General features: G+C 48.5%; 14 protein-coding genes. 1 reads left to right on the top strand and 13 read right to left on the bottom strand.

The features are described 5' to 3' along the window. Positions 1 to 522: 522 nt before the first annotated feature. The 10 genes from DDR33_RS02695 to DDR33_RS02650 form a co-directional block, all read right to left on the bottom strand. The gene (locus DDR33_RS02695) at positions 523 to 1,719 is read right to left on the bottom strand and encodes a DUF5009 domain-containing protein (protein ID WP_109414538.1); all 1,197 of its coding nucleotides are present in this window, start codon (positions 1,717 to 1,719) and stop codon (positions 523 to 525) included. Positions 1,720 to 1,758: 39 nt separating this feature from the next. After that, positions 1,759 to 2,901 (bottom strand): acyltransferase family protein, encoded by a 1,143-nt coding sequence (locus tag DDR33_RS02690; RefSeq protein WP_109414234.1) that lies wholly within the window; start codon positions 2,899 to 2,901, stop codon positions 1,759 to 1,761. A 25-nt stretch (positions 2,902 to 2,926) separates the two neighbouring features. After that, complete coding sequence (locus tag DDR33_RS02685) at positions 2,927 to 3,709, bottom strand: glucosamine-6-phosphate deaminase (protein ID WP_109414233.1); 783 nt, start codon at positions 3,707 to 3,709, stop codon at positions 2,927 to 2,929. Between the two features lie 11 nt (positions 3,710 to 3,720). Continuing rightward, positions 3,721 to 4,923 (bottom strand): N-acetylglucosamine-6-phosphate deacetylase, encoded by a 1,203-nt coding sequence (gene nagA / locus DDR33_RS02680; protein WP_109414232.1) that lies wholly within the window; start codon positions 4,921 to 4,923, stop codon positions 3,721 to 3,723. Next, the gene (locus DDR33_RS02675) at positions 4,910 to 6,256 is read right to left on the bottom strand and encodes a sugar MFS transporter (RefSeq protein ID WP_109414231.1); all 1,347 of its coding nucleotides are present in this window, start codon (positions 6,254 to 6,256) and stop codon (positions 4,910 to 4,912) included. The genes nagA and DDR33_RS02675 overlap by 14 nt, the downstream gene beginning before the upstream one ends. After that, positions 6,253 to 8,823: a family 20 glycosylhydrolase gene (locus tag DDR33_RS02670; RefSeq protein ID WP_109414230.1), complete on the bottom strand. Its 2,571-nt coding sequence runs from the start codon at positions 8,821 to 8,823 to the stop codon at positions 6,253 to 6,255. The genes DDR33_RS02675 and DDR33_RS02670 overlap by 4 nt, the downstream gene beginning before the upstream one ends. Before the next feature lie 12 nt (positions 8,824 to 8,835). Further along, positions 8,836 to 11,430 carry a glycosyl hydrolase family 18 protein gene (locus DDR33_RS02665; protein WP_109414229.1) on the bottom strand — a complete coding sequence of 865 codons (2,595 nt, stop codon included), beginning with the start codon at positions 11,428 to 11,430 and terminating at the stop codon, positions 8,836 to 8,838. Then, on the bottom strand, positions 11,360 to 12,943 hold the full coding sequence (locus DDR33_RS02660) for a SusD/RagB family nutrient-binding outer membrane lipoprotein (RefSeq protein WP_109414228.1): 1,584 nt from the start codon (positions 12,941 to 12,943) through the stop codon (positions 11,360 to 11,362). The genes DDR33_RS02665 and DDR33_RS02660 overlap by 71 nt, the downstream gene beginning before the upstream one ends. Before the next feature lie 35 nt (positions 12,944 to 12,978). Beyond that, a complete protein-coding gene (locus DDR33_RS02655; protein WP_109414227.1) occupies positions 12,979 to 16,212 on the bottom strand; it encodes a SusC/RagA family TonB-linked outer membrane protein in 3,234 nt (1,077 codons plus the stop codon). A gap of 670 nt (positions 16,213 to 16,882) precedes the next feature. Next, entirely contained in the window at positions 16,883 to 17,947 is a 1,065-nt protein-coding gene (locus DDR33_RS02650; RefSeq protein WP_109414226.1) for a LacI family DNA-binding transcriptional regulator, read from the bottom strand. A gap of 133 nt (positions 17,948 to 18,080) precedes the next feature. Here DDR33_RS02650 and DDR33_RS02645 point away from each other — a divergent pair, with 133 nt between their 5' ends. Further along, complete coding sequence (locus DDR33_RS02645) at positions 18,081 to 18,707, top strand: carbohydrate-binding family 9-like protein (RefSeq protein WP_109414225.1); 627 nt, start codon at positions 18,081 to 18,083, stop codon at positions 18,705 to 18,707. Positions 18,708 to 18,789: 82 nt separating this feature from the next. On the opposite strand, the gene DDR33_RS02640 is transcribed toward DDR33_RS02645, so the two are convergent. From DDR33_RS02640 to DDR33_RS27055, 3 genes are all read right to left on the bottom strand, one after another. Then, positions 18,790 to 19,836: a glycosyl hydrolase family 18 protein gene (locus tag DDR33_RS02640; RefSeq protein ID WP_109414224.1), complete on the bottom strand. Its 1,047-nt coding sequence runs from the start codon at positions 19,834 to 19,836 to the stop codon at positions 18,790 to 18,792. 283 nt (positions 19,837 to 20,119) lie between these two features. Next, entirely contained in the window at positions 20,120 to 20,452 is a 333-nt protein-coding gene (locus DDR33_RS02635) for a DMT family transporter (protein ID WP_109414223.1), read from the bottom strand. A gap of 84 nt (positions 20,453 to 20,536) precedes the next feature. After that, a partial coding sequence (locus DDR33_RS27055; RefSeq protein ID WP_158280620.1) for a hypothetical protein occupies positions 20,537 to 20,687 on the bottom strand: 151 nt, incomplete at its 5' end.

Here is a 20,687-nt window from a genome sequence, read left to right as displayed (position 1 = left end):
AACCACCTCCTTTCAGCGTGCAGGCGGAGCGGGTTCCTATAATTCCGGTGTCCGTCAGGATAATTATGACGGTGATGTTTATCCTTACCGGCAGGGAGGAAATGCGAGGGTGATCTTGAGCTGGAAAAAGCCTTTGTAATGACCCTGTATTGTGAGAATTTCAAAAAAATCTTTTATCAATCTGGCGGTTGCCGGATTGCTGATCCCAACTACACTTTGCGCTATTGCTCTGGTTTAATTAAATTCAACAGGGTGGTGCATTAAGAAAAGTCGGATGATGTCTCTTTAGGTCAGATACTGGGCGCATAAAAAAGCCCCCGAGTGATGAGCACAACGGAGGCACCTAAACCTTATCACTACAAATATAGAAAAACTTTAAAATAAAATCCAAAGAAAAATATTATTTTTTTTTATGGCTTTATTTTTCATACTTAAGGGTTGAGCATCAGGTCACTCCCCCGTCAGGTAAGAAGGCAGCCCGGACACGCTGATCGCAAACATCAGCACACCCCTGTCTTTAATTTACAACTTTAACCTTATATGCCTTTTGCCCATCACGCCAGCCAGCGCCACGATGAGTAAAGCAAAGACCAGGGACTTTACGAGACCAACCGGACCTGTACGTAAAAAAGCGGGCAGCTGACCAGCATGACTCAGGTTAATTAAACTGTAATAGATATATGGCAGCAGGTAACAGGTTAATGTACTGACACCGGCAGGCTTTATGTAATCATACCATTTTGTAAACCGCTTTACGTCTGTTAAAAAGGCCATCAGCATAAAACCCAGGATGCTGATAGCGGCACAGATACTCACCCATGAAGGTGTTGCACGGATCTTTGAGATCTCCCAGACGGGGCGGGTGGCAAAGCCGAAGATCATCAGCACAATGGCTAAAAAACACAGGATGATGTAAAAACTCTTATCACCCGCTGTATACTTCCTGTAAACTAACGAGGCAACGATGCCTGCCATGCTAAGCGCAGCCGGAGCTCCGTTTCCGGTTAGCCAGACGTACCTTCTTATAGAACTGAGCGGATCCAGCCAGCCCAGGTGACTCGCAGCGCTGAAAAAGATCAGAAAGACCAGGGCCAGCAGCTGAAGGGAGAAATGACCACGCGTGGCGAGATAAATACAGCTTATCGTAAAATAAGCCCAGCCGATCTTTCCCAGTATCCCCCACCATTGCGGTGTAAGTGCGCTGATGCCCGAAGCCGTATCCGAACGGTAAAGCGATGCCATCACGATCAGCAGGATGACTCCTGCGGCTCTTAACGATCTTGCCGCCACTGACGCGGGCTGCGGATAATCCAGCCAGATCAGGAAGAAACCAACCACGATCAGCAATACCCACAAGCTTCTGGGGAGAAGAGCTTCATGGCTATAGGTTTCAGAATTGACGAAAAGAAAGCCCATCACCAGCAGGGCAATCGTTCTTTGTACAATGTGCCACAGGATCTGCCAGGAAGTGTCGCCTTTTTTCCGGCGGCTCTGTATGGCATAAGGCACAGAAAGGCCGACGATAAATAAAAAAGCAGGAAAAACCACATCCGCCAGGCCCATTCCATCGGTATCTGCACTGACATGTTCCAGCCAGTGCGGAACGCCTTCCAGCGTCCAGAGGTCGTTCACGAAGATCATCAATATCATGGTAACAGCCCTGAATGCGTCGATGGCAATCGAACGGGATACCGGGCTTTTTAATTCAGTTGTATTCATTTCAGGTTTTAAAATCAAGTCCTCTTTCATCACTCTATCTTACACTCTTATATAGATCCTGCGCTTGTCCATGATCAGGCCGATAGTCCACAGCAGCAGCATGTAGGAAACGGCAAACAGCAGCGAGGCATTCTTATCCGCAAGCCAGCTCGTATACAAATTCCTGTATAAAGCGCCGGCCAGCGGCTGACCGGAAACACTGATCCTGTACAATATCTTAATGATCATGCCCGACAGGGCATAAATAAAAAGCGGGTTCTTGCCGAACACTTCGAAGAAATAAGTCCAGCGCCTTACCGACCGCACTTCTATAATAAATATCAGGACCCCGAGGATCACGAGATCTAAGCCGATAGCATATAGGGTATACGAGCTTGTCCAGAGCGGCTTATTGATGGGGAAAACTAAATTCCATAGCTGCGCAACTGTAATTGCCCCCGCTCCTGCTGTGATCATTTTCAATACCGTACCCTGCGTATTCCCGTTTTCACGGATATAATTTCCCGCAAAATAGCCCGCGATAATATTGACAATGGCAGGCAGATTGCTTAAAAGACCCTCAGGTTCAAATGGGATCCCAAAACCCTGGTACAGCCTCGACGGATCGAATACCAGGAGATCCAGTTTAAGTACCGCATTTCCTTCCAGGCTATATGGGGACCCGCTGTCGCCCGCGTACCAGAGCACTGCCCAGTATCCAAGCAGGATCAGCACACTGACTGCCAGAACGGTCGTTCTCCTGAAATAATAAATAAGCAGCGTGGCCAGGCAATAACAAATGGCAATCCTTTGCAATACCCCCATTATCCGGATAGTATTTAAACCGGTAATATTCACCACCCCTTCCTGCACCTTGTAGAAAGGAAATCCGTTCAGGAAATAGCCCAGGGCGAAGATGAGCAGCGTTCTTTTAAACACTTTAATCAAAAAGTCCCGCTGAGGCAATGTCCCCAGTTTTTTCATACTGAAGCTCATGGCATTGCCCACCACGAATAAAAAAGTCGGATAAACCAGGTCGGTCAGCGTAAACCCATGCCATTCGGCATGTTCAAACGGGGCATAAATATTTGCCCAGTCGCCCGGGGTATTGACTATTATCATCAGGCAAATGGTTAGCCCCCTTAACACATCAAGTGACAAGTATCGTACGGGGCTTGCTTTCAGGGCCGGTTGATCGTTCATATTGCGTAACATTTTCGGACTTCATCTATTGAACAGGGATCTGCTCGCTGAGCATACTGCTGCTGTCCCTGTCCAGGAACAGCGTGGCACGGGCATGCCCGCGAAGGATGGTTGAAGGATAGGCTTCTGCCATATCCTGCATGACCGTATCCTGTACGGCCTGCGCTTTTTTAATACCCGGCACCATACAGAAGATGGTACCTGCCTCCATCAAAGCCGGCAAGGTTAAGGTTAATGCAGAAAGAGGCACCAGGTCCAGGCTTTCAAAACAGCCGTCATTTACCTGCTGCTGCCGGCATACCGGGTCGAGTTCAACCACCTTAACTTTATGCGGGTCGTTAAAATCGGCCACCGGGGGATCGTTAAAAGCCAGGTGTCCGTTTTCGCCGATGCCCATAAAAACAATGTCAGGCGGGTTTTGTAAGAGCAGTTCCGTGTAGTGACTGCACTCATCACCGGGCTTGTCCGCATTGCCGTTCAGGTAATATACATTCCTGAACGGGAGACCACCAAAAATGTGCTCCTTCAGAAAGTTCCCAAAACCCTGGGGCGCATCTGCATCCAGGCCCAGGTATTCATCCATATGAAAGGCATTGATCTTTTCCCACGAAATACTGGTGTCCGTCCGCAGTGCCTGTAAGAACTCATTCTGCGAAGGAGCTGCCGCGAAAATAATATTGATCTGCTCCTTTTTGTCCAGGAGTTCCCTGATTTTTTCCGCAGCTGCTTTTGCTGCCTCCTGCCCCATTTCTTCACGGGACGAATACACCTCAACGTTAAGCAATCCTGCCTGAAACTGGTTTATCATCACTTTATAGATTAATTTGATATTGTTAATTCACTTGCCGGATAGACAATTTCTCCGTTTACAATAGTGGTATCTATCCGGATGTCCTCATCGAAAATGATCACATCCGCATCTTTACCCTTCACCAGGGATCCTTTTTTATCCGCAATCCCCATAATAGACGCAGGCGTCTCACTGCTCATTTTAATGGCATCGGCCAGGGGAACATCGGCCAGCCGCACCATATTGCGTACCAGGATATCCCCCGTAGCTACACTCCCTGCAAAAGCCGAACGGTCAGGCAGTTTTGCCACGCCGTCTTCTACAATCACTTCCACGCCATCTTTCAGGCTTCCCAGGATGCTCTTCCCGGGAGGCATACCGGCGCCTCTCATGGCATCGGTGATCAGCGCTATCCGGTCAGCCCCCTTGATCTTGTAAACCAGTTTGAGCAAAGAAGCCGGCAAATGCACGCCATCCGCTATGATTTCCACCGTCATCCCATCCAGCAGGTAAGCACTTTCCACCACACCGGCGAAGCGATACGCATTTCTCCTGGAAACACCCGACATGCAGGAATAAAAATGCGTAGCATGTACAAAGCCTTTTTCATAGGCCTCCAGTACTTCTTCGTAGATGGCATCCGTATGCGCTATAGCCGGTAAAATGCCCTTAGATCTTAAAAACTCCCCGAATGGAAGCGCTCCCGGCAGCTCGGGCGCAGCACTCCAGCGCTTTACAGATGCCGAGTAAGCGATAATCTCCCTGTATTCTTCAGGATCGGGATAGCGTATATAACGCGGGTCCTGGGCGCCCTTCTGGTTCATCGAAAAATAAGGGCCTTCTATGTGTATCCCGATAAAACCTGCGCCGGCTTTATTCAGCACGTTCGCTTCTTCGTAAACGGACAGGGTTTTCAGCAGGTCTTCCTTTTCGCAGCTCAGGGTGGTAGGCATCAGGGATGTAGTGCCGTACCGCGCATGTGCCCGGGCAATGCCCAGGAAAGCTTCCACGGTGTTATCCATAAAATCATGCCCGCCTCCCCCATGCACATGAATATCTATAAAGCCCGGAGAAATATACATCCCCCGCGCATTGATCGCTGTCGCGCCCTCCGCTTCTACATTCTTGTCTGTCACCTCCAGGATCTTTCCGTCCCGCAGGAGGATCGTTCCCTCCCTGATCGTCCGGTAAGGGGTAATGACCGTTCCGTTATATATTTTAATTAAACTCATGAAAAAACTGTTTAAGTTTCCAGGTCTTCGTGCGATGACCGTGAAAGGCATAAAAAATAAGGTACAGATAACAAGGCAACAGCACCCAGTACGCACCCCGCAGCCCGATGGTATCGGCAAAATGCCCGTATGTCAGGGGAAGGATGGCGTTGCCGCAAAGTCCCATGATCAGTAAAGATGCGCCCGTTTTGATAAAACGGCCCAGATTATCCAGTGCCAGCGGCCATACCCCGGCCCAAATCATGGAATTGGCAAAGCCCAGTAGAACCACCAGCCATACCGATATATCGGTAGTATGGCCCAGAAGGGTCACTTCTCCCCTCACTGTCAGGATCAGCATACTCAATACTAAGCCCAGGACCGTGCATATTTTCAGTGCGTTCAATTGCGACAGTATTTTAGGAATAAAGCTGATGCCCAGCAGGTAACCGATGATGGTTGCCGTTAAGGTGTATGAAGGAAAGACCTTCGCTTCCAGGAAAGGCACACCCGAACCGGAGGCATAGTTGATAACACTGTCGACCGCAATAACCTGCGAACCTACATGGAAAAATATGGCCACGGCACCCAGTACCAGGTGCGGAAAATCCAGGATGCTCCGTTTGCCTGAATTGCTGGCCGCCAGTTCTTCATCTTCCGTATCCGTATCGATCTCCGGCAGCGGCGAATACCGCACAAACAAGCCCAGGAGGAATAACACAACGGCCACTACGGTATAAGGGGTAATCACCCGCTGAATCAGCTCATCCAGGAGTGCTGCCTTTTCCGCACCCTGCATCAGGGCAATTTCTTTAAAAAGGTCGCTGTCGCTCGGGCGCAAAATAACAGCTGCAAAAAGCAGTGGTGCAATGATGCCGGCCAGCTTGTTGCAGATCCCCATAATGCTGAACCTCTGCGCCGCCCGCTCTTTAGGCCCCAGGATGGTGATATACGGATTAGCGGCAGTCTGCAGCACAGCCAGGCCCATCCCGATGGTAAAAAGCCCGATGAGAAAAACCGCAAACGTGCGGCTGGAAGCCGCCGGTACAAACAGGAGCGCTCCTGCCGCCATGGCCCAGAAGCCGGCCATCATCCCCTTCTTAAAACCGATCTTTTTCAGCAGCATCGCGGCCGGCAAAGACATCACCAGGTAGGCTATATAAAAAGCGAAGGCCACCAGGTACGATTGAAAATTATTCAGCTCGCAGGCGATTTTGAAATATGGGATCAGTATAGCATTTACCCAGGTTACAAAGCCGAATATAAAAAACAGCAAACCCACGATCAGTATCGAAATAGTGGCATCGCGTTTACTTAAAGACTTTACCTGTACTGCCTGTTCTTTTGTGCTCATTGATCTGAATTGTCTGGTTTTGAAATTCTGCTGCCCCTGCCTGTACTGCTGAATGCCCGGAACACCAGCCCGCTGTTATAGGCCAGGGGACCAGTATACACCTTACTTCTGCTGCCAGGCATGCTGCCGTCCGTGGTATACCGGATGGTAAAACCGGGTAATTGTGTGTTGGCGTAAACAAGGTTGCCGCTCCGTTTAAGTCCCGGAGGCGCAATGCGGTAGTCGAATCCCCCGGCATAATAATCGAGCCTTTTCAGCTCCCGCTTTCCTGATACGTTATAAAAATGCTGCAGATCTTCCTGGTATAACTGTGCCGCTTTCGCAGAATCAGGTTCCTCTTCCCATACCCTGCTCCTGCTCCAGGCTTTTTCGGCGAGGCTGAGCATCCGGGGCAATACCTGGTATTCCATCTGCTGACTGGTTTTCACGGTCTCCGTCCATAATAAACCCTGCAGGCCTGCCACGTTCTGCCTGCCGTAATCGGTAAGGCGCTCAGCCCCGTTAATCACGTTTATGCTAAGCGGCCTCCCCTGGTTATCGTTCCGCTGATTTTTCAGATAATTAAATGGAATAAAGCTGAAGGGCTTGTCCAGTTCCGTAAATCCGCCCCAGTAAAAACTCTGCTCCTCAAAACTCTTATGGTAAGCCATATCCAGGTAGAAATTAGTAACGAATGACAGGACTACCTTATACCCGGCATTGGCCAGTTTATAAGCGAGATCTTCATTACCCGACAGGTTGTTCCATACATTCACCCGGAAGTTCCTTGTATTAAAATCCGGGTTAGGGATCCATTTCACAGTCCCGTCCACTTTGGTTTTGCGCATGGCTACCTCTTCCCAGCCCGACAGGTATAGTCCCCGCTTCTTAAGCAGGGAATCGGCTTTACCGAAATAATAATACCACAGGTCGTCTGTCGACTGGATACCAGGGTTCACCATTTTCAGTTTTGCATACGACGGTGATTTCTCCCATACACCGGCAGGTACTTCATCCCCTCCCAGATGAATAGTAGTTAAAGCTGCCCCGGCTTCTTTATACATACCGGTAAGTTCGTCAGTCACTATCCCCAGGAAGTTATATACCGAATGTTTCGATACATCCATCACATTGTCGTTCCATTTCTGAACCGAACGGTAAACCGATGAATCATTAAAATCGTGTAATAAAAAGCGCTCAGCTTCCTCCTTTTTCCCCTCTTTCATCAGGCGGAAATACCGGCTGTCCATCGCCCTGATCGCGGCGCGCGCATGTCCCGGCGTTTCAATCTCGGGCAGCACTGATATATGTCTTTGCTTTGCATAACGCAGGATCTCAATAAATTCGGCCCTGCTGTAATAGCCGCTGCCCGGAAGCTGGCCGGCATAGGGCCCTGATCCATAAGAAGGCGGAAGGTGCATACCTTCTTCTTTTTCAAAGAGATGTGCCCTTCTTCCTCCCACTTCTGTTAACTCCGGCAATGCAGGTATTTCGATCCGCCATCCTTCATCATCATTTAAATGCAGGTGCAGCGTGTTCAGCTTATACAAAGCCATCAAGTCGATCATCTTCAGCACCTGCTGCTTCGGATGAAAATTCCGGGCAACATCCAGCATCACCGCCCGGTAGGCAAAACGGGGATGATCCTTTACTTCTGCGCAGGGCAGCAAAAGCTTCTTATTATGCGCTGAAGCATAAGCGGGCGGATCAATGAGGCTAAGCAGAGACTGAACGGCGTAGAACGCTCCTGCAGCGGTGCCGGCGCCTATTCTTATGCCCCCGCTCGTGATGGTAAGTGAATATGCTTCGCCCCGCAGCGTGTCTTTCTGCAGGGTGATGTTATTATTAAAGCTGTTTTTGTTCTTCGAAAGCTTCACCGGTTTACCCAGAAGGGCAAGAAGCCTGTCTGCGAGAAATCCGGCTTCCTGCTCAAACGTTTCGTCGTACTGTATAGCAGTATTGGCCGTAAGAATGAAAGAACCGGCTTTTTCGGTATACTGTACGGGCGTGGGGAATATTTTAGTAAGTTTTGCAAGGGGTATATCTTTCAGAGAGGCATTCTGTGCGTAGATCTTCGCCGGACTGATCTCCTCATCTCCTTCAAAGCGCTGAAGTTTCACGGGGTCCGCTGCAGGCAGTACCTTAAATTGCTTTACTACCCGGATCTGCTTCCCGGCATCGGCCACCAGATAAAAGCCCTGTGGTGTGTCGGATGCAATAACCAGCGATCCGTTTACCAGGAGTTCAATGCGCACCGTTTGTCCTGGCTTAAGCCCCCCGAAGGTTTTAGCGGGATACAGGTAAAACAAATCCCCGTTGACATGTTTTACCAGCAATTCTTTTTCCTGCTCCTTCGATCTGAGCACACGGACCATATTGAAATACAATTTCCAGCCTTCGGCAGGCAATGTCCTGTCGCCGGTATTACTTATTTCCAGCACCCCGAGCGCCTCCGGCCCGCCCTGGTAACGGTTTTGCAGGGGCTGCCAGCTAAGGCTGATCTCAGGCAATGACCCGGCGGGAAGCTGCCCGAAAACATTTGCTGTGTACAGCAACAAGCCCGTAAATAGTATACTAAAGAATTTCATGTAATAAACAGTTTATTTCTCTCCTGAAAGCTTCTCTTTTAAAAGTTCAATCCTGCTGTTTCTCAATTCATTCTCTGTTATCAGCTCTGAAGGATACAATACCGCTTTGTTCAGCTTAATAAAGCGGCGGTCAAGCTTTTTGGTATGGATGGCATTCAGTTGTTTCAGGATCCGGGGTGCATCTTCTACGCGGAAACCTTCCGCATTTACCTGCTCCTCAGCCAGCATATAGCGGAGGTATTGACAGCGGATATCTGCCATCAGGCGATAATGCTCAAATTCGTTCTTCCCTTTTTGGGGCCTGAGCGCATTCAGAACAGATGAAGCCTCCTGTGCACTGTCCAGCAGCTGTTTCACTGACAGCGCGGCACCAATAACTTTTCCCTGGTTTATCTCATAAGGAGCAGAGCAGATAGCCTTCCGGAATGCGGAAGCATCCTTTTCATCAAGTCCATAATGCGTAAGAGCATAGTCCCTGATAAAATCCCCTGCATTGAAATCGCTGCCGTTCAGCGCTTTGAAATAAGCATCGATCAGCATATTGAAACCGCTGATGGGGTATACCCGCCGGATGGCGTACAGATCGATCATATCCGTTGACGATTCAAATACAGGCGAATAGATCCCGGACGTAGACCAGGAAGTCATCACCATGCCTTTATAGCCGAGCTGCCTGGCCTGCGGGATAAACGTCCCGATATTATTGAAATGTTTATCCCATTGAGTAATAAAGTAGTTATCAGGCTGGCTTCTTATAGACGGGGCGCCCCATATTTCGAAGCCGCTTTCCATCAGCTTCCTGTGATCGCCGAATCGGTCGAGTGCCCAGCCGTAATTCCAGTCGACGAAAATAGTCTCTTTGGGCAGCGACTTTAAAGCATCCGGATACTTCAGCGCAATATCGGCCCAGACTACCGGGCGCTTGCCCAGGCTTACCACAATATCGCACATCAATTTTAAATAATCCCCGTAAAGACGCCCCTTTCCTACCTCGGCCACCTTCTTCTTAGATTCCTCCGAATGTCCCAGCAGGTACGTTTCGTCGCCCCCGATATGCAGATAGTCAGACTTGTGCATCGCGGCCATGTCTTTAAAAAGATCGGTAAAGAGCGCCCTGCACAGCTCCTCTTTCAGGGGATTTACCTGGGAGTAATCTTTCTGATCCTCGCGCAGCTCTTTGTAGCGCGGATGCTTCAGGATATACTCAACATGTCCGAAACTTTGCTGTAAGGGAATCACATCGATATGTAAGCTCTCACAATAATCAATAAAATCGCGGACCTCTTCCCGGCTGTACGCATAGCGGCTGGATATGATCCGGTGCTTTTCGTAAGGATACGAAGCCTCCCATTCCATCACCAGGGTGTTTATGCCGTTCTTGCTCAGCTTCAGCACAAAATCTTTCAGCGCCTGCATTTTCATTACCTGGATCCGGAGATCCAGGTGAAAACCCTTCACGCGAAAAGAGTCTCCGGCTGTATTGGCGGAAGGCTGACCGCCAGCCTGTCTCCTTTTACCTGATGCTTTCCACGTTCTGTCAATCAGGTCGAGTAAAGAGTCTTCGTTGAAACTATCATGCAGCAACTGCCAGATCATCACACCTCCGCCCTCTTTCACTGCAAGCTCTGTCTTCTGCCGGATCGTGCTGATCCCATTGTAATATAGCGTACCCCCGTTCTCCGGCAGTACAATTTCGTCAAAATCTTTCCTGCCGGGATACTTTTCCAGCACCTCCTGCCAGGTGATGTTCCGGAACAAGGGATCAGCATCAGGCAATTCCCCGAATCCGTACCCGTAAAAAGGCAAGCCCAGGTTGAGGCGCTTTTTCTTAAGCCCCCGTTCCTTATGCCAGTAAGCAAGATGTTCCTGTGCATAGCTCATGGGAGAATGCTGACCGGGATTTTCCGGTTTCCAGGGCCCCGTTTTATCGTACGCCATGATATTAATGAAATCGAACTGCGCAAGCGCTTTGTCTGTCATCCGCTCTCTTGTCCACCAGGCTACGGCGGCCGTCAGTAACTTTTTCCGGCGCGACAGGGGTTTCCTCAGCCCAACAATAAAAGCTTCGTAGTTAGAGTCAATATCATCTCCCTCCAGGTCAACATCTATTCCATCCAGCTGATATTTATCCAGGTAAGCAATAAAGTTGCTGATCAGCTGGTTTCTGTGCTCGTCGGTAAGCAAGCGGGCATAATAGGCATGCCTTCTGCCTCCGCCGCATGACATCAGTACTTTTACGTGATGCTCGCGGGCAATCGCCATTACCGTATCCAAAGCCGGCAGATCGGTGAACTCCCCTTCCGGACTGGGATTGATAAAGGCAATATTGAGGTGCGTCACTTTCGTAAGATCTACTTTTTTGAGATCCGCCACCATATTCCCCCTTGACCAGATGTACCCAATCACCTTAAAGCGGGCCTGCACCTGAACCGATATGCCGAAGAACACTGCCGCCAGGACCAACTGTTTAAGTAATCCTCTTTTATTGCTGAAAGTCATTTCCTTATCTATTCGTTTAACACAAAAACTGGCTGGTTTATTCCTTGTCCCACCATACCCGCCTGTTCCAGTCGTCTGTACCCAGAGCCTGGATAGCGGCTTCCACATTCGCCGTATTCTGCTGTTTCTCCGTCAGGGAATACTCAAATCTCCTCGGGATGGTCTGTGAGTTAGATTCGCCCGTTGGTGAAGGTGTCAGCAGCGGGAATCCGCTTCTGCGCCAGTTAGAATAGGTCTCCGGACCGTTCAGTAATAACGCGATCCATAGCTGGGTATTGATCTGGCGTAATTCCGAGCCGGCCACCAGGGGATTCGCTGTTTTGAAATTCTCTATCTCCGCAGCCGTTATCACCGGGCCGTTCGGATACAAGCTCAGCTGCTGCATAGCCGCTTCCACTCCTCTGTAATAATGATCCTGTGCCGTGCCGCCCAGGTCCATGCCAAGGCGCACCGTTGCATCCGCCAGCAGCAGTTCCACCTCGGCGTAAGTGATGTGCAGGAAGGGCGCATCGTTCCGCAGCAGATTATGATTAAGCTGTGGTTTCAGATCAATGCTTCTCGGCGTGTAAGAGGTGCCGTTCGCCAGCGTAATGGCCGTTGAGCTCAGCGGATCCTCGTAATTATAACGTCCCGGCAAGCCGCCGATGAGCCCGATCTTTGCTTTCACCTGCGCCGTAATATCTTCCCTCTCCAGGAAGCGGGTGGGCGATACCGGGTTAAACTCTTTGTAACATTTTATCAGGTGATTGACACGCGGATCACTCGTAGAGGTCAACGCATTCAGGAACGTAGAGACCACGCGGCCCATTTCGTTTTTAGAATTCCATGCGGCCGACAACCCGTTTGCCCTCACATCCTGGTAACTGTTAGGCACATTTTCATGCTTAGTCATGCAGATATCTGCATTGCTGGTAAACAGCCCGGCAGCATAAGCAGCCTGGATTTCCGCCCTTGCTTTTTCAGGTTCTCTTTTCGCTAAACGAAGTGCGAGGCGGAGGCGCAGGGAGTTGGCAAACTTCTTCCAGGCCGGAATATTACCCTTGTAGAAATATTCATTGGCCACCTTGTCCTTCGCTGCGTCCAGCTGGGCTGAAGCTTCAGTCAGCTCCTTCAGCAGGTCGTAATAGATGTCCTTCTGCGAATCATACTTCGGCCGGATGATGCCGGTATAGCCCTTCCCTGCTTCAAAATACGGGATGTCGCCATACATATCCGTCAGCCGCGCAAAAATATAAGCCTTCATGATCCGGCACATGGCGTTCAGGTTCGTCTTGTTTTCCACGCCCCTTGTCCGTTCTGTGGCATCCACAATATTCAGCACATCGTTTGGATAACTTTCGTCCATCATGCGCCACATATAACTCGGCGTCTTCTTATACAGTGCGCCGTAACTCATATTAAAAGCTCCTGCAAACTGCTGCATCATCGGGATGAGCATGAAGTAGTTCGTGCGTTCCTGTATCCCCATATCTCCCGAGAAATACGCCTGGGCGAACATCAGCTGGCTGGCAGGATCCAGGTCAGAAGACCTGGTAGGATCGGTATTCATATCGCCGAATTTTTCGCAGCCGAGTGCGAGCACAGCCACCGAAAGCAATAAGATATATTTGAGTTTTTTCATCTTCGTATACTTTTATTCTATGATGATCAGCCTGTTTAAAGTTTCACATTCAGGTTAAGTCCCCAGCCCCTGCGTGTCGGCAGTGAGCCGTACTCCAGGCCCTGGCCGTTGCTGTTATTATAGTTCGAGTCGGGATCTACGTTCGGCACATCTTTATAGACGATAAACGGGTTCCGCGCTACCAGTCCCAGTGAAGCCCCTTTAAGCCCCAGGCTTCTGCTCAGCCCCTGAGAAAGCGTATAGGTGAACGTCAGCTCCCGCACCTTCACGTAGCTAGCTTTGTACACAAAGGGAGTGGCTATGTTAGACCCGTCGGCAGCGAAAGCCGACCAGTATAAAGTTGGGTCCATCGCCCTGGTGTTAGGTGTATACACCGGGTTTGCAGCCGTTCCGGTATTCACCACACCCTGCGGTACAAATCCCCTTACTTTACCATCGCCCTGCCATTGGGCAGGTGTCTGGCCGGCAGCAACGCGGTCTTTTTCCGACTGGATCCATTCATCCCTGCCTTCTAAGGTCGCCGTTGCCGATCCCCGTGCATGGAGGAACAGATTGGTCATGGAGAAGATATCGGCACCGAATTTCATATCGAACGCCGCATTCAGGCTGAAGTTACCATAGGAGATCCGGTTAGTAAAGCCGCCCGTCCAGTCAAACACGCCCTTTCCCAGCACCTTCATCTCCGGGTCTATCACAGGCAGCAGGGAGGCAGAGTTCAAAATCACATTGCCGTCGGGATCTCTCATAAAGTCGTACCCCATCATGGTGCCGTACTGTTCTCCCGGCTTGGCTACTACACGCAGACCCGCCCAGCGCGCTTCCGACAGGGTAAGATACTGACCCACGCGGTCAGACAGAGATTCAATCTTACTGACGTTCCTGGCAAAGTTGAAGCTGACATCCCACTTGATCTTGCTGTTGCTGCTCAGCGGCGATGCCGAAACCAGCAGCTCAACTCCCCTGTTGGAAATTTCGCCGGCATTGATCAGCTGCTGCGGAAACCCTGACGTCAGTGCAGAAGGAACGATATTGATCTGGTCCCTTGATTTGGAGTGATAATACGTCGCATCAAAATTGATCTTATTCTTGAAGAACCTCAGGTTGGTACCCAATTCGAAAGACCGGGTCCTTGTTGGCTTCAGGTCCGCCGGAGGGATCACCTTGCTGGAGATCTTGCCGTTTAACGACCCGTTGAACGGAAGCTGGTTCAGCGAATAATACAGGTCCAGTAAAAAGGGATCGGTATCATTTCCTACTTCCGCCACCGACGCCCTGATCTTACCGAAAGACAGGATGTCGTTGCCGATCTTAAAAGCATCGCTAAACACAAAACTTCCGGATAACGAAGGGTAAGTATAAGTATTGTTGTTTTCGGGCAATGTCGACGACTGGTCGCGTCTCACTGTCGCATCTAAAAACAAATAGTTCCTGAAACCCAGGTTTACCAGTCCGTATAAAGAATTGATCCTGCGGGGAATGTCGTTCTCAACGACCACTTTGTCCAGATAGCTCGTCGGACTGATAGCATCTAAAACAATCATGTTCGAGAACGCAGAAGTAGTTCCGCGGCGGATCCGGTTATTGATACTTCCGCCCACCCTGGCTGAGAGATTTAGATCGCTGCTGATCTTTTTGGTATAGCTCGCTATCGCCTCTACCTGGTTGGTGGTATACCGCTGGTTCACCTGGTCCAGCTGCCCGCCCGGCGCACCGGGTGTAGTTCTCGGACGGAAGCTTTCGTAATCCAGGTACGTAATATCGGTAGCCGCTTTCGCGTTCAGGCTGAACGATTCACTGAACTGGTAGGTTGCGTTGAACGACCCGGTAAGCCTGTCTTTATCCGTCTCGTTATACATTTCCCGGACCACCCAATACGGGTTTATGCGGTACTGGCCGCCGCCCCAGTCTACATAATCCCCCTGATCTGTTTTATAATAGGTCTTAAACAATTCCTGGTCAACGTTATTCGCCAGGCCGTTAAACGCCCATCCTACGTTGGATGGCGAGTCTCCCAGTCCGGCCCTGTTGTGCACTTTCTCGTCCATATACGAAGCCCTCACATCCAGCGACAGTTTCTCCCCGAACTTAGAACGCCCGGAGAACGTGTAGGTATTTCTCCTGATGTCACTCTCAGGCACAATATCATTGTATCTCAGATCAGCTGCGGAAAAACGGAAGCTTGATTTATCAGTTGAACTGGATAAAGCAATGGTATTATTAAAGGAAGAGCCGGTGCGGAAAAAGCCGTTAATATTATCCTTCACCAGGGCATAAGGCCTGGACACCCCGTCGAAATTCACAAAGCTGATATTCGGGTCAAGCCTGGGCCCGAAGTTTACAAACAGGCTGTTAAAGGCCGATGCCTGATCAACCGGAAGCAGGCCGTTTCTGCCCTGTCCGTAAAGATACTGCACGTCGTCATACTCCGTCAGCTGTTTCTCTACCGTATTGGTACTGCTGAAATCAATACCCAGCTCCTTATTATTCGTACCTTTTTTAGTTGTGATCAGGATGACACCGTTACCCGCTAAACTTCCGTACAGGGCTGTCGCCGCCGGCCCTTTCAGCACACTGATCGACTCGACGTCGTCAGGGTTGATAGCCGATATGGCATCTCCCATATCCACACCGCCGCCATACACATCAGTGCCTACCTGCCCGTAGTTCGAGTTATCCATCGGGATACCGTCGATCACGTATAAAGGCTGATTATTACCCGTAATGCTGGTTGCTCCTCTCAGTACCACCCTTGACGATCCGGCCGGGCCACCCGCAGTGCTATTGATTACCAGGCCGGCTACTTTTCCGGCAAGCGAATTCATCACATTCGTTTCTTTCGCCTTATTCAGGCTTTCACCACTCACCTCCGAAACAGCGTAACCCAGCTCCCGCTGGCTCCTTTTGATGTTTAAAGCCGTTACCACCACATCTTTAAGCGTCTCCGAAGTTTCTTTAAGCCTGACCTGCACGCTTTTCCGGCCGGCATCGGCTATTACGACGACATCCTCAAAACCAATGTATTTATAAAGGATGCTATCCCCGTTAGCCGCCCTTATGGAATAACCGCCCTGGGTATTGGTGACCGCTGTTTGCCTGCTTTTTTTGTTCAGCACACTGACACCCGGCAACTTCACCCCGCTCATATCGGTAACGAGGCCGCTGATTACAAACACTTGCCCGGACTGCTGTGCTCTTGTGCTTACATGCTGGAAATACAGAAGCAGAAAGGCAATCAGGCAGAGATTTTTTGAGTTAAAATTTCTATTCATACTTTCAATTATTTGTCGTCGGTAACGTACACGTTTATTTCAAAAAAAAATTCTCATTTATGGACTGCCGCTATCCGTTTCCCGGAACGCCCGGCTGGCCTTCATTTAGCCACACACTACCCAAAAGTGATTTTCGGAATTGTTGCTTTGCTTATAATCTTCAATTTATAAAATCAAGAGCGGTAACGTACCCTTATTTAAATAATTCAAACCGGTAACGTAAACGAAGATATATATTTAAATTAAAAAAGCAAAATTTTGTGATTTATTTATTACTTATGATCCAGGAAATTGAACATTTCTTATCACGGCATTGGTTTTTCATATATAAATGATAGAAAAGTGACCTCTGAATACAAAACAGCTCAGATTTCAATCCATATACTGCCTGTATTTTCCAAATATCCTCTAAAATCCTGTTCTTTTCAATCATAAGCAGGTGTGCCGATGAAATATTTCAATTAAACAGCGTTTATTTTGCCCGCTGGCCGCTGCAAACGCCCATACTTTCCTGGTATGTTAAGAAAGATCAAAGAAGGAAATGCAGATTAATTTTTCCGGATGTTTCAGAGCCTGGTTCATCATGTTAGTTTTATTTGGGTTAGCTTGTTAGTTTAATACAAATAAAGAAAAAAAACAGCACGTTTACGTACACAATTAAAAAAAATAATCAATTCCTGTAAAATGCGTAATTTTCTTTGGTGATGATGTCAATAGGCATAAAGTACACATTTTCTATGGAAGCATTATGCACCAGGTGATTGTACAGCGCCATGATGCCCCTGTACCCCTGTTCCTGCGGTTTCTGGCAGATCAGAAAATCGATGGTCGATTTTTTGAGATAGCCGATATTTTCGTCCAGGAAGTCGAAACCGATCAGCAGCTTGTCGTTCAAGCCGGCTTCGTCCAGGTACCGGGCTACAGAGAAAACCCGGGAATTGCTTACAAAAAAAGCCTGGACTTCATGTTTAGCAAGAAATTTGGTCAGCTCCTTCTTAACAGAAAGGTAATCCGTGTCCCGGATATCCAGCTTCAGAATAGAAATTTCCTTGTTATGGTCCTGATAATAAGCCCTGAACCCCTCCTCCTTTCGTAAGAGGTGGTGGTGGTTATCCATCTCTTTGGAAATGTTTACAATAAGCACTGTTTCCTTATCTCTCATCAGGTACTGCATCAGGTGGGCTCCCAGGTAGCCCGAATGGTAAAGATCAGGGCCGATATAACACAGGCTTTTCTGTTCCGGCAGATCAGAGTTGATAAACACATAGGGGATCTGCATCTTGTCGCAGTCCTGTGTAAACTTCTTCGATTCTTCTATAAACATAGGTGCCAGCAACACACCACTCGGATGCGAATCCAGTACCAGCCGGGCCTGTTTGGTAAACGACTTGCGGTTGTTCTGATCAAAAAGATACTGCTTAATCGTGATCCCGTATGCCCTGATCTCCGCCTCTGCGCTCAGAATTCCTTTCAGCGGAGCGTCCCAGTACTCGGTCTCTGATGATACATGAGGCATCAGCACCGCCAGTTCGAGCACCTTTTTGGAAGCCAGCCTGCGGGCAAATATATTAGGCTGATAATCGAGCTCCTCGATGATGGAATTAATGAGATTCTTTGTTTTTACAGAAACACCGGGCCTGTTATGCAATACACGGTCTACCGTAGCAATAGACACGTTCGCCCTGCGTGCTATTTCCTTAACACCAACAAGCTCTCTTTCTTCCGCTTTCTTCATGGATCAAACAATTAAATAAATATTCCGCATCTGTGAGTGGTTGAAGATAGTACAAAAATTAACACAAAGTCAAATCATTTTTATACTTTCGTGTACGTAACCGAAAAACATTTAACGTGTACCCAGATTCCCGATGAAGCGCTTACTTGTACCTTTTATAGAAAACAGTTCAGAAACCTTATTCTGGCAGGACCTGCCGGTGAATTTCATTGATCACCAACCCTGGCCGCAGTATCACACGAAATGCAGCGCTGCTTTCCGCATCGCCCACTCCAATACAGCTGTCTTACTAAAATTCAGGGTCTCCGAAGATGTTTTTAAAACAGCGGAGCGGAACATTAACGATGCCGTGCATAAAGACAATTGCGTAGAGTTCTTTATCGCTTTCGGGGAGGAGCAGGACTATTACAATTTCGAGTTCAACTGTTTAGGTGTGGGCAAAGTTGGTTTCGGTTCTTCCAGGGAAGACCGGCTGCTGCTGCCGGAGAACATCATCCGGCTGGTTACCACCGATCTCATGCTGCATTCGCGCTCATCTGCCGGTACAGCCAGCTTTAACTGGGAAATAACACTTAGCGTACCGGTAGAAGCTTTTCATTACCATCGCATCAGTTCACTGAAGGGATTAAGATGCCGGGCAAATTTCTATAAATGCGGGGACGACCTGCCGGAGCCGCATTTCCTCAGCTGGACGATGATCCACACAGAGGAGCCTGATTTTCATCAGCCCGCCTTTTTCGGAGGAATTTTGTTTGGTTAGTTTTAAAATAAGCTTCATTTAAAATTCGACTGCCAGAGATCAGCTCCCTGGCAGTTAAAAAGATATATCTGATCAAAATAAATTAAGGTGCAGACGGGTTTATCTTCCGGCCTACCGCTTTTATTAAATTATAAGGTCCGGGGGCATCCTGCGAAAGCTCCCACAGCATCACACCTTTGATGTTTTCTACAGCGTATTGTGTCTTGGCTTCGATGGTGTTAATGCCATTGTATTTATAGCCGTTGTATTCATCTGCATAAGCAGCCGCTGATCCATATTCTGCAACGATACTTTTGTATGACCTCGTGCCGGTACCCACTGTCGGCTTAAATCCATAAGCAGGCAGCCCCAATACAAGCTTAGAAGCAGGCCAGCCATTGGAGATATAATACTGGATATCATCTACGGCCTTATTATAAGGAGAATGATTGTTTGAAGATCCATAGCCAATATCGTATGACATGATGTTAACCAGGTCGAAATAGGCAATGGATGAATTCGGAATGGTCGTACTGTTGGGGCCCGGAGTTGCTACCGTAACAAGTTTTCCCAAAGGATTTATCTTGTTCCTTAATGCCGCAATAAACCCGGCATAATTGCCCTCATTTTTTATCGCCGCCAGTTGATTGCCCTCTACATCTACATCCACCCCATCCAGGTTGAAATAAGTAACCATGTCAGCCAGGTGGTTGATAAAGTTAGTCCGGTTCGCTGGGCGGAACAGTTCAACAATATTACCCGATCCGACGGCCGGATTCGCCCCTACCAGAGAAGGTAATACCTTTCTGCCCGCAGCGTGCGCTTTGGTCACAACATAATTGATCTGCTGGGCTGTAAAATCAGCAAAGAGAGGCTCGCCATTGGCCATCATTTCACCGTTGGTACCCGGGTCGAAAAAAGCGAGGTTAACGTGCGTAACAATACTGAAGTCGATTGAATCAGTGATAGCCTGCACATTTCCGGCACTCCCTGCTATGTAAGCCACCACTACTTTATCCGACGGGGTTGAACTCGTTTTCATGGCGCGGCCTGCCGTTTTCTTTACTTCGGGTGAACTCACCTGCTGCTTGCTGCACGCCGCAAGCGCGGCCCCAGCCAAAAGGATAATAATTGTCCTGAGATTTTTCATCTTTTTACTTGATTAATAATTTTTGTAAATGGTAGAACGGATCAGATATATACTCAAAACGTGTACGTACACGTGTCAGGCCAAAAAAGGACCGGTCTTCCTTTCCGGCTTTCGTGTACGTAAACGTTTTTACTAATGTATAGATATTTACTGTGAAGTTCAGGCGTATATGAAAAAAAAGTTTTTTTCATATACGCTTTATAAAAGCGCTGGTAAAAATTTCGCTTGTAATCCGCAGCCGATTGGCAGCAGGTATAAAAAATGATAGCAGGATGGTTTTTAGTTAATGCAGAGTTGTTTTGGAAAACAGGTTAATGATTACGACTCCGGCGAGAATCAGGATAATGCCGGCAATAGCAGGAAGATCAGGTTTTTGCTTATACAGGATCGCACCTATGGCAGTAACCAAAACGATGCCGACGCCAGACCAGAGCGCGTAGGCGATGCCCAGATTCATTTTTTTGAGGGTCAGGCTAAGAAAGTAAAAGGCTGATGCGTAGCCGATAATCACTATTAATGATGGCACAAGTTTACTGAACTGCTCAGATGCCTTTAATGCAGATGTCGCGATAATTTCAGAGATAATGGCAATCAGAAGAAACAAATAGGTTTTCATTCAGCAAATATCTCAAATATCATGTTCATTCAGTTACAAAACATCGATACTTTTAAACCGATGTTTTGTAACCTTCGGCAGCAACTACCACGTTATGATAGCCATCCCGTTGCCGTTATTCGTCCCTGATGAACCGAGAGGCGACGTGCCATAATTAACGGAGCCGGCACCACCACCTGAACCATTGGTTGATTCAGATATGGAATACCAATAAGGGGAATTTCCGCCGCTATAT

The sequence above is a fragment of the Pararcticibacter amylolyticus genome, from assembly GCF_003130405.1.
Classification (GTDB): domain Bacteria; phylum Bacteroidota; class Bacteroidia; order Sphingobacteriales; family Sphingobacteriaceae; genus Arcticibacter; species Arcticibacter amylolyticus.
The sequence above is the reverse complement of the archived record's forward strand: the minus strand, read 5'-3'. Positions and strand labels throughout refer to the sequence as shown.

What these genes read in the sequence shown, in the direction of transcription:
- DDR33_RS02675 (WP_109414231.1), bottom strand. Translation starts at nt 6,256, where the DNA reads ATGAGCACAAAAGAACAGGCAGTACAGGTAAAGTCTTTAAGTAAACGC.
- DDR33_RS02665 (WP_109414229.1), bottom strand. Translation starts at nt 11,430, where the DNA reads ATGTGGAAGCCGCTATCCAGGCTCTGGGTACAGACGACTGGAACAGGC.
- DDR33_RS02695 (WP_109414538.1), bottom strand. Translation starts at nt 1,719, where the DNA reads ATGAATACAACTGAATTAAAAAGCCCGGTATCCCGTTCGATTGCCATC.
- DDR33_RS02645 (WP_109414225.1), top strand. Translation starts at nt 18,081, where the DNA reads ATGAAGCGCTTACTTGTACCTTTTATAGAAAACAGTTCAGAAACCTTA.
- DDR33_RS02650 (WP_109414226.1), bottom strand. Translation starts at nt 17,947, where the DNA reads ATGAAGAAAGCGGAAGAAAGAGAGCTTGTTGGTGTTAAGGAAATAGCA.
- DDR33_RS02655 (WP_109414227.1), bottom strand. Translation starts at nt 16,212, where the DNA reads ATGAATAGAAATTTTAACTCAAAAAATCTCTGCCTGATTGCCTTTCTG.
- nagA (WP_109414232.1), bottom strand. Translation starts at nt 4,923, where the DNA reads ATGAGTTTAATTAAAATATATAACGGAACGGTCATTACCCCTTACCGG.
- DDR33_RS02685 (WP_109414233.1), bottom strand. Translation starts at nt 3,709, where the DNA reads ATGATAAACCAGTTTCAGGCAGGATTGCTTAACGTTGAGGTGTATTCG.
- DDR33_RS02640 (WP_109414224.1), bottom strand. Translation starts at nt 19,836, where the DNA reads ATGAAAAATCTCAGGACAATTATTATCCTTTTGGCTGGGGCCGCGCTT.
- DDR33_RS02660 (WP_109414228.1), bottom strand. Translation starts at nt 12,943, where the DNA reads ATGAAAAAACTCAAATATATCTTATTGCTTTCGGTGGCTGTGCTCGCA.
- DDR33_RS02635 (WP_109414223.1), bottom strand. Translation starts at nt 20,452, where the DNA reads ATGAAAACCTATTTGTTTCTTCTGATTGCCATTATCTCTGAAATTATC.
- DDR33_RS02690 (WP_109414234.1), bottom strand. Translation starts at nt 2,901, where the DNA reads ATGAACGATCAACCGGCCCTGAAAGCAAGCCCCGTACGATACTTGTCA.
- DDR33_RS02670 (WP_109414230.1), bottom strand. Translation starts at nt 8,823, where the DNA reads ATGAAATTCTTTAGTATACTATTTACGGGCTTGTTGCTGTACACAGCA.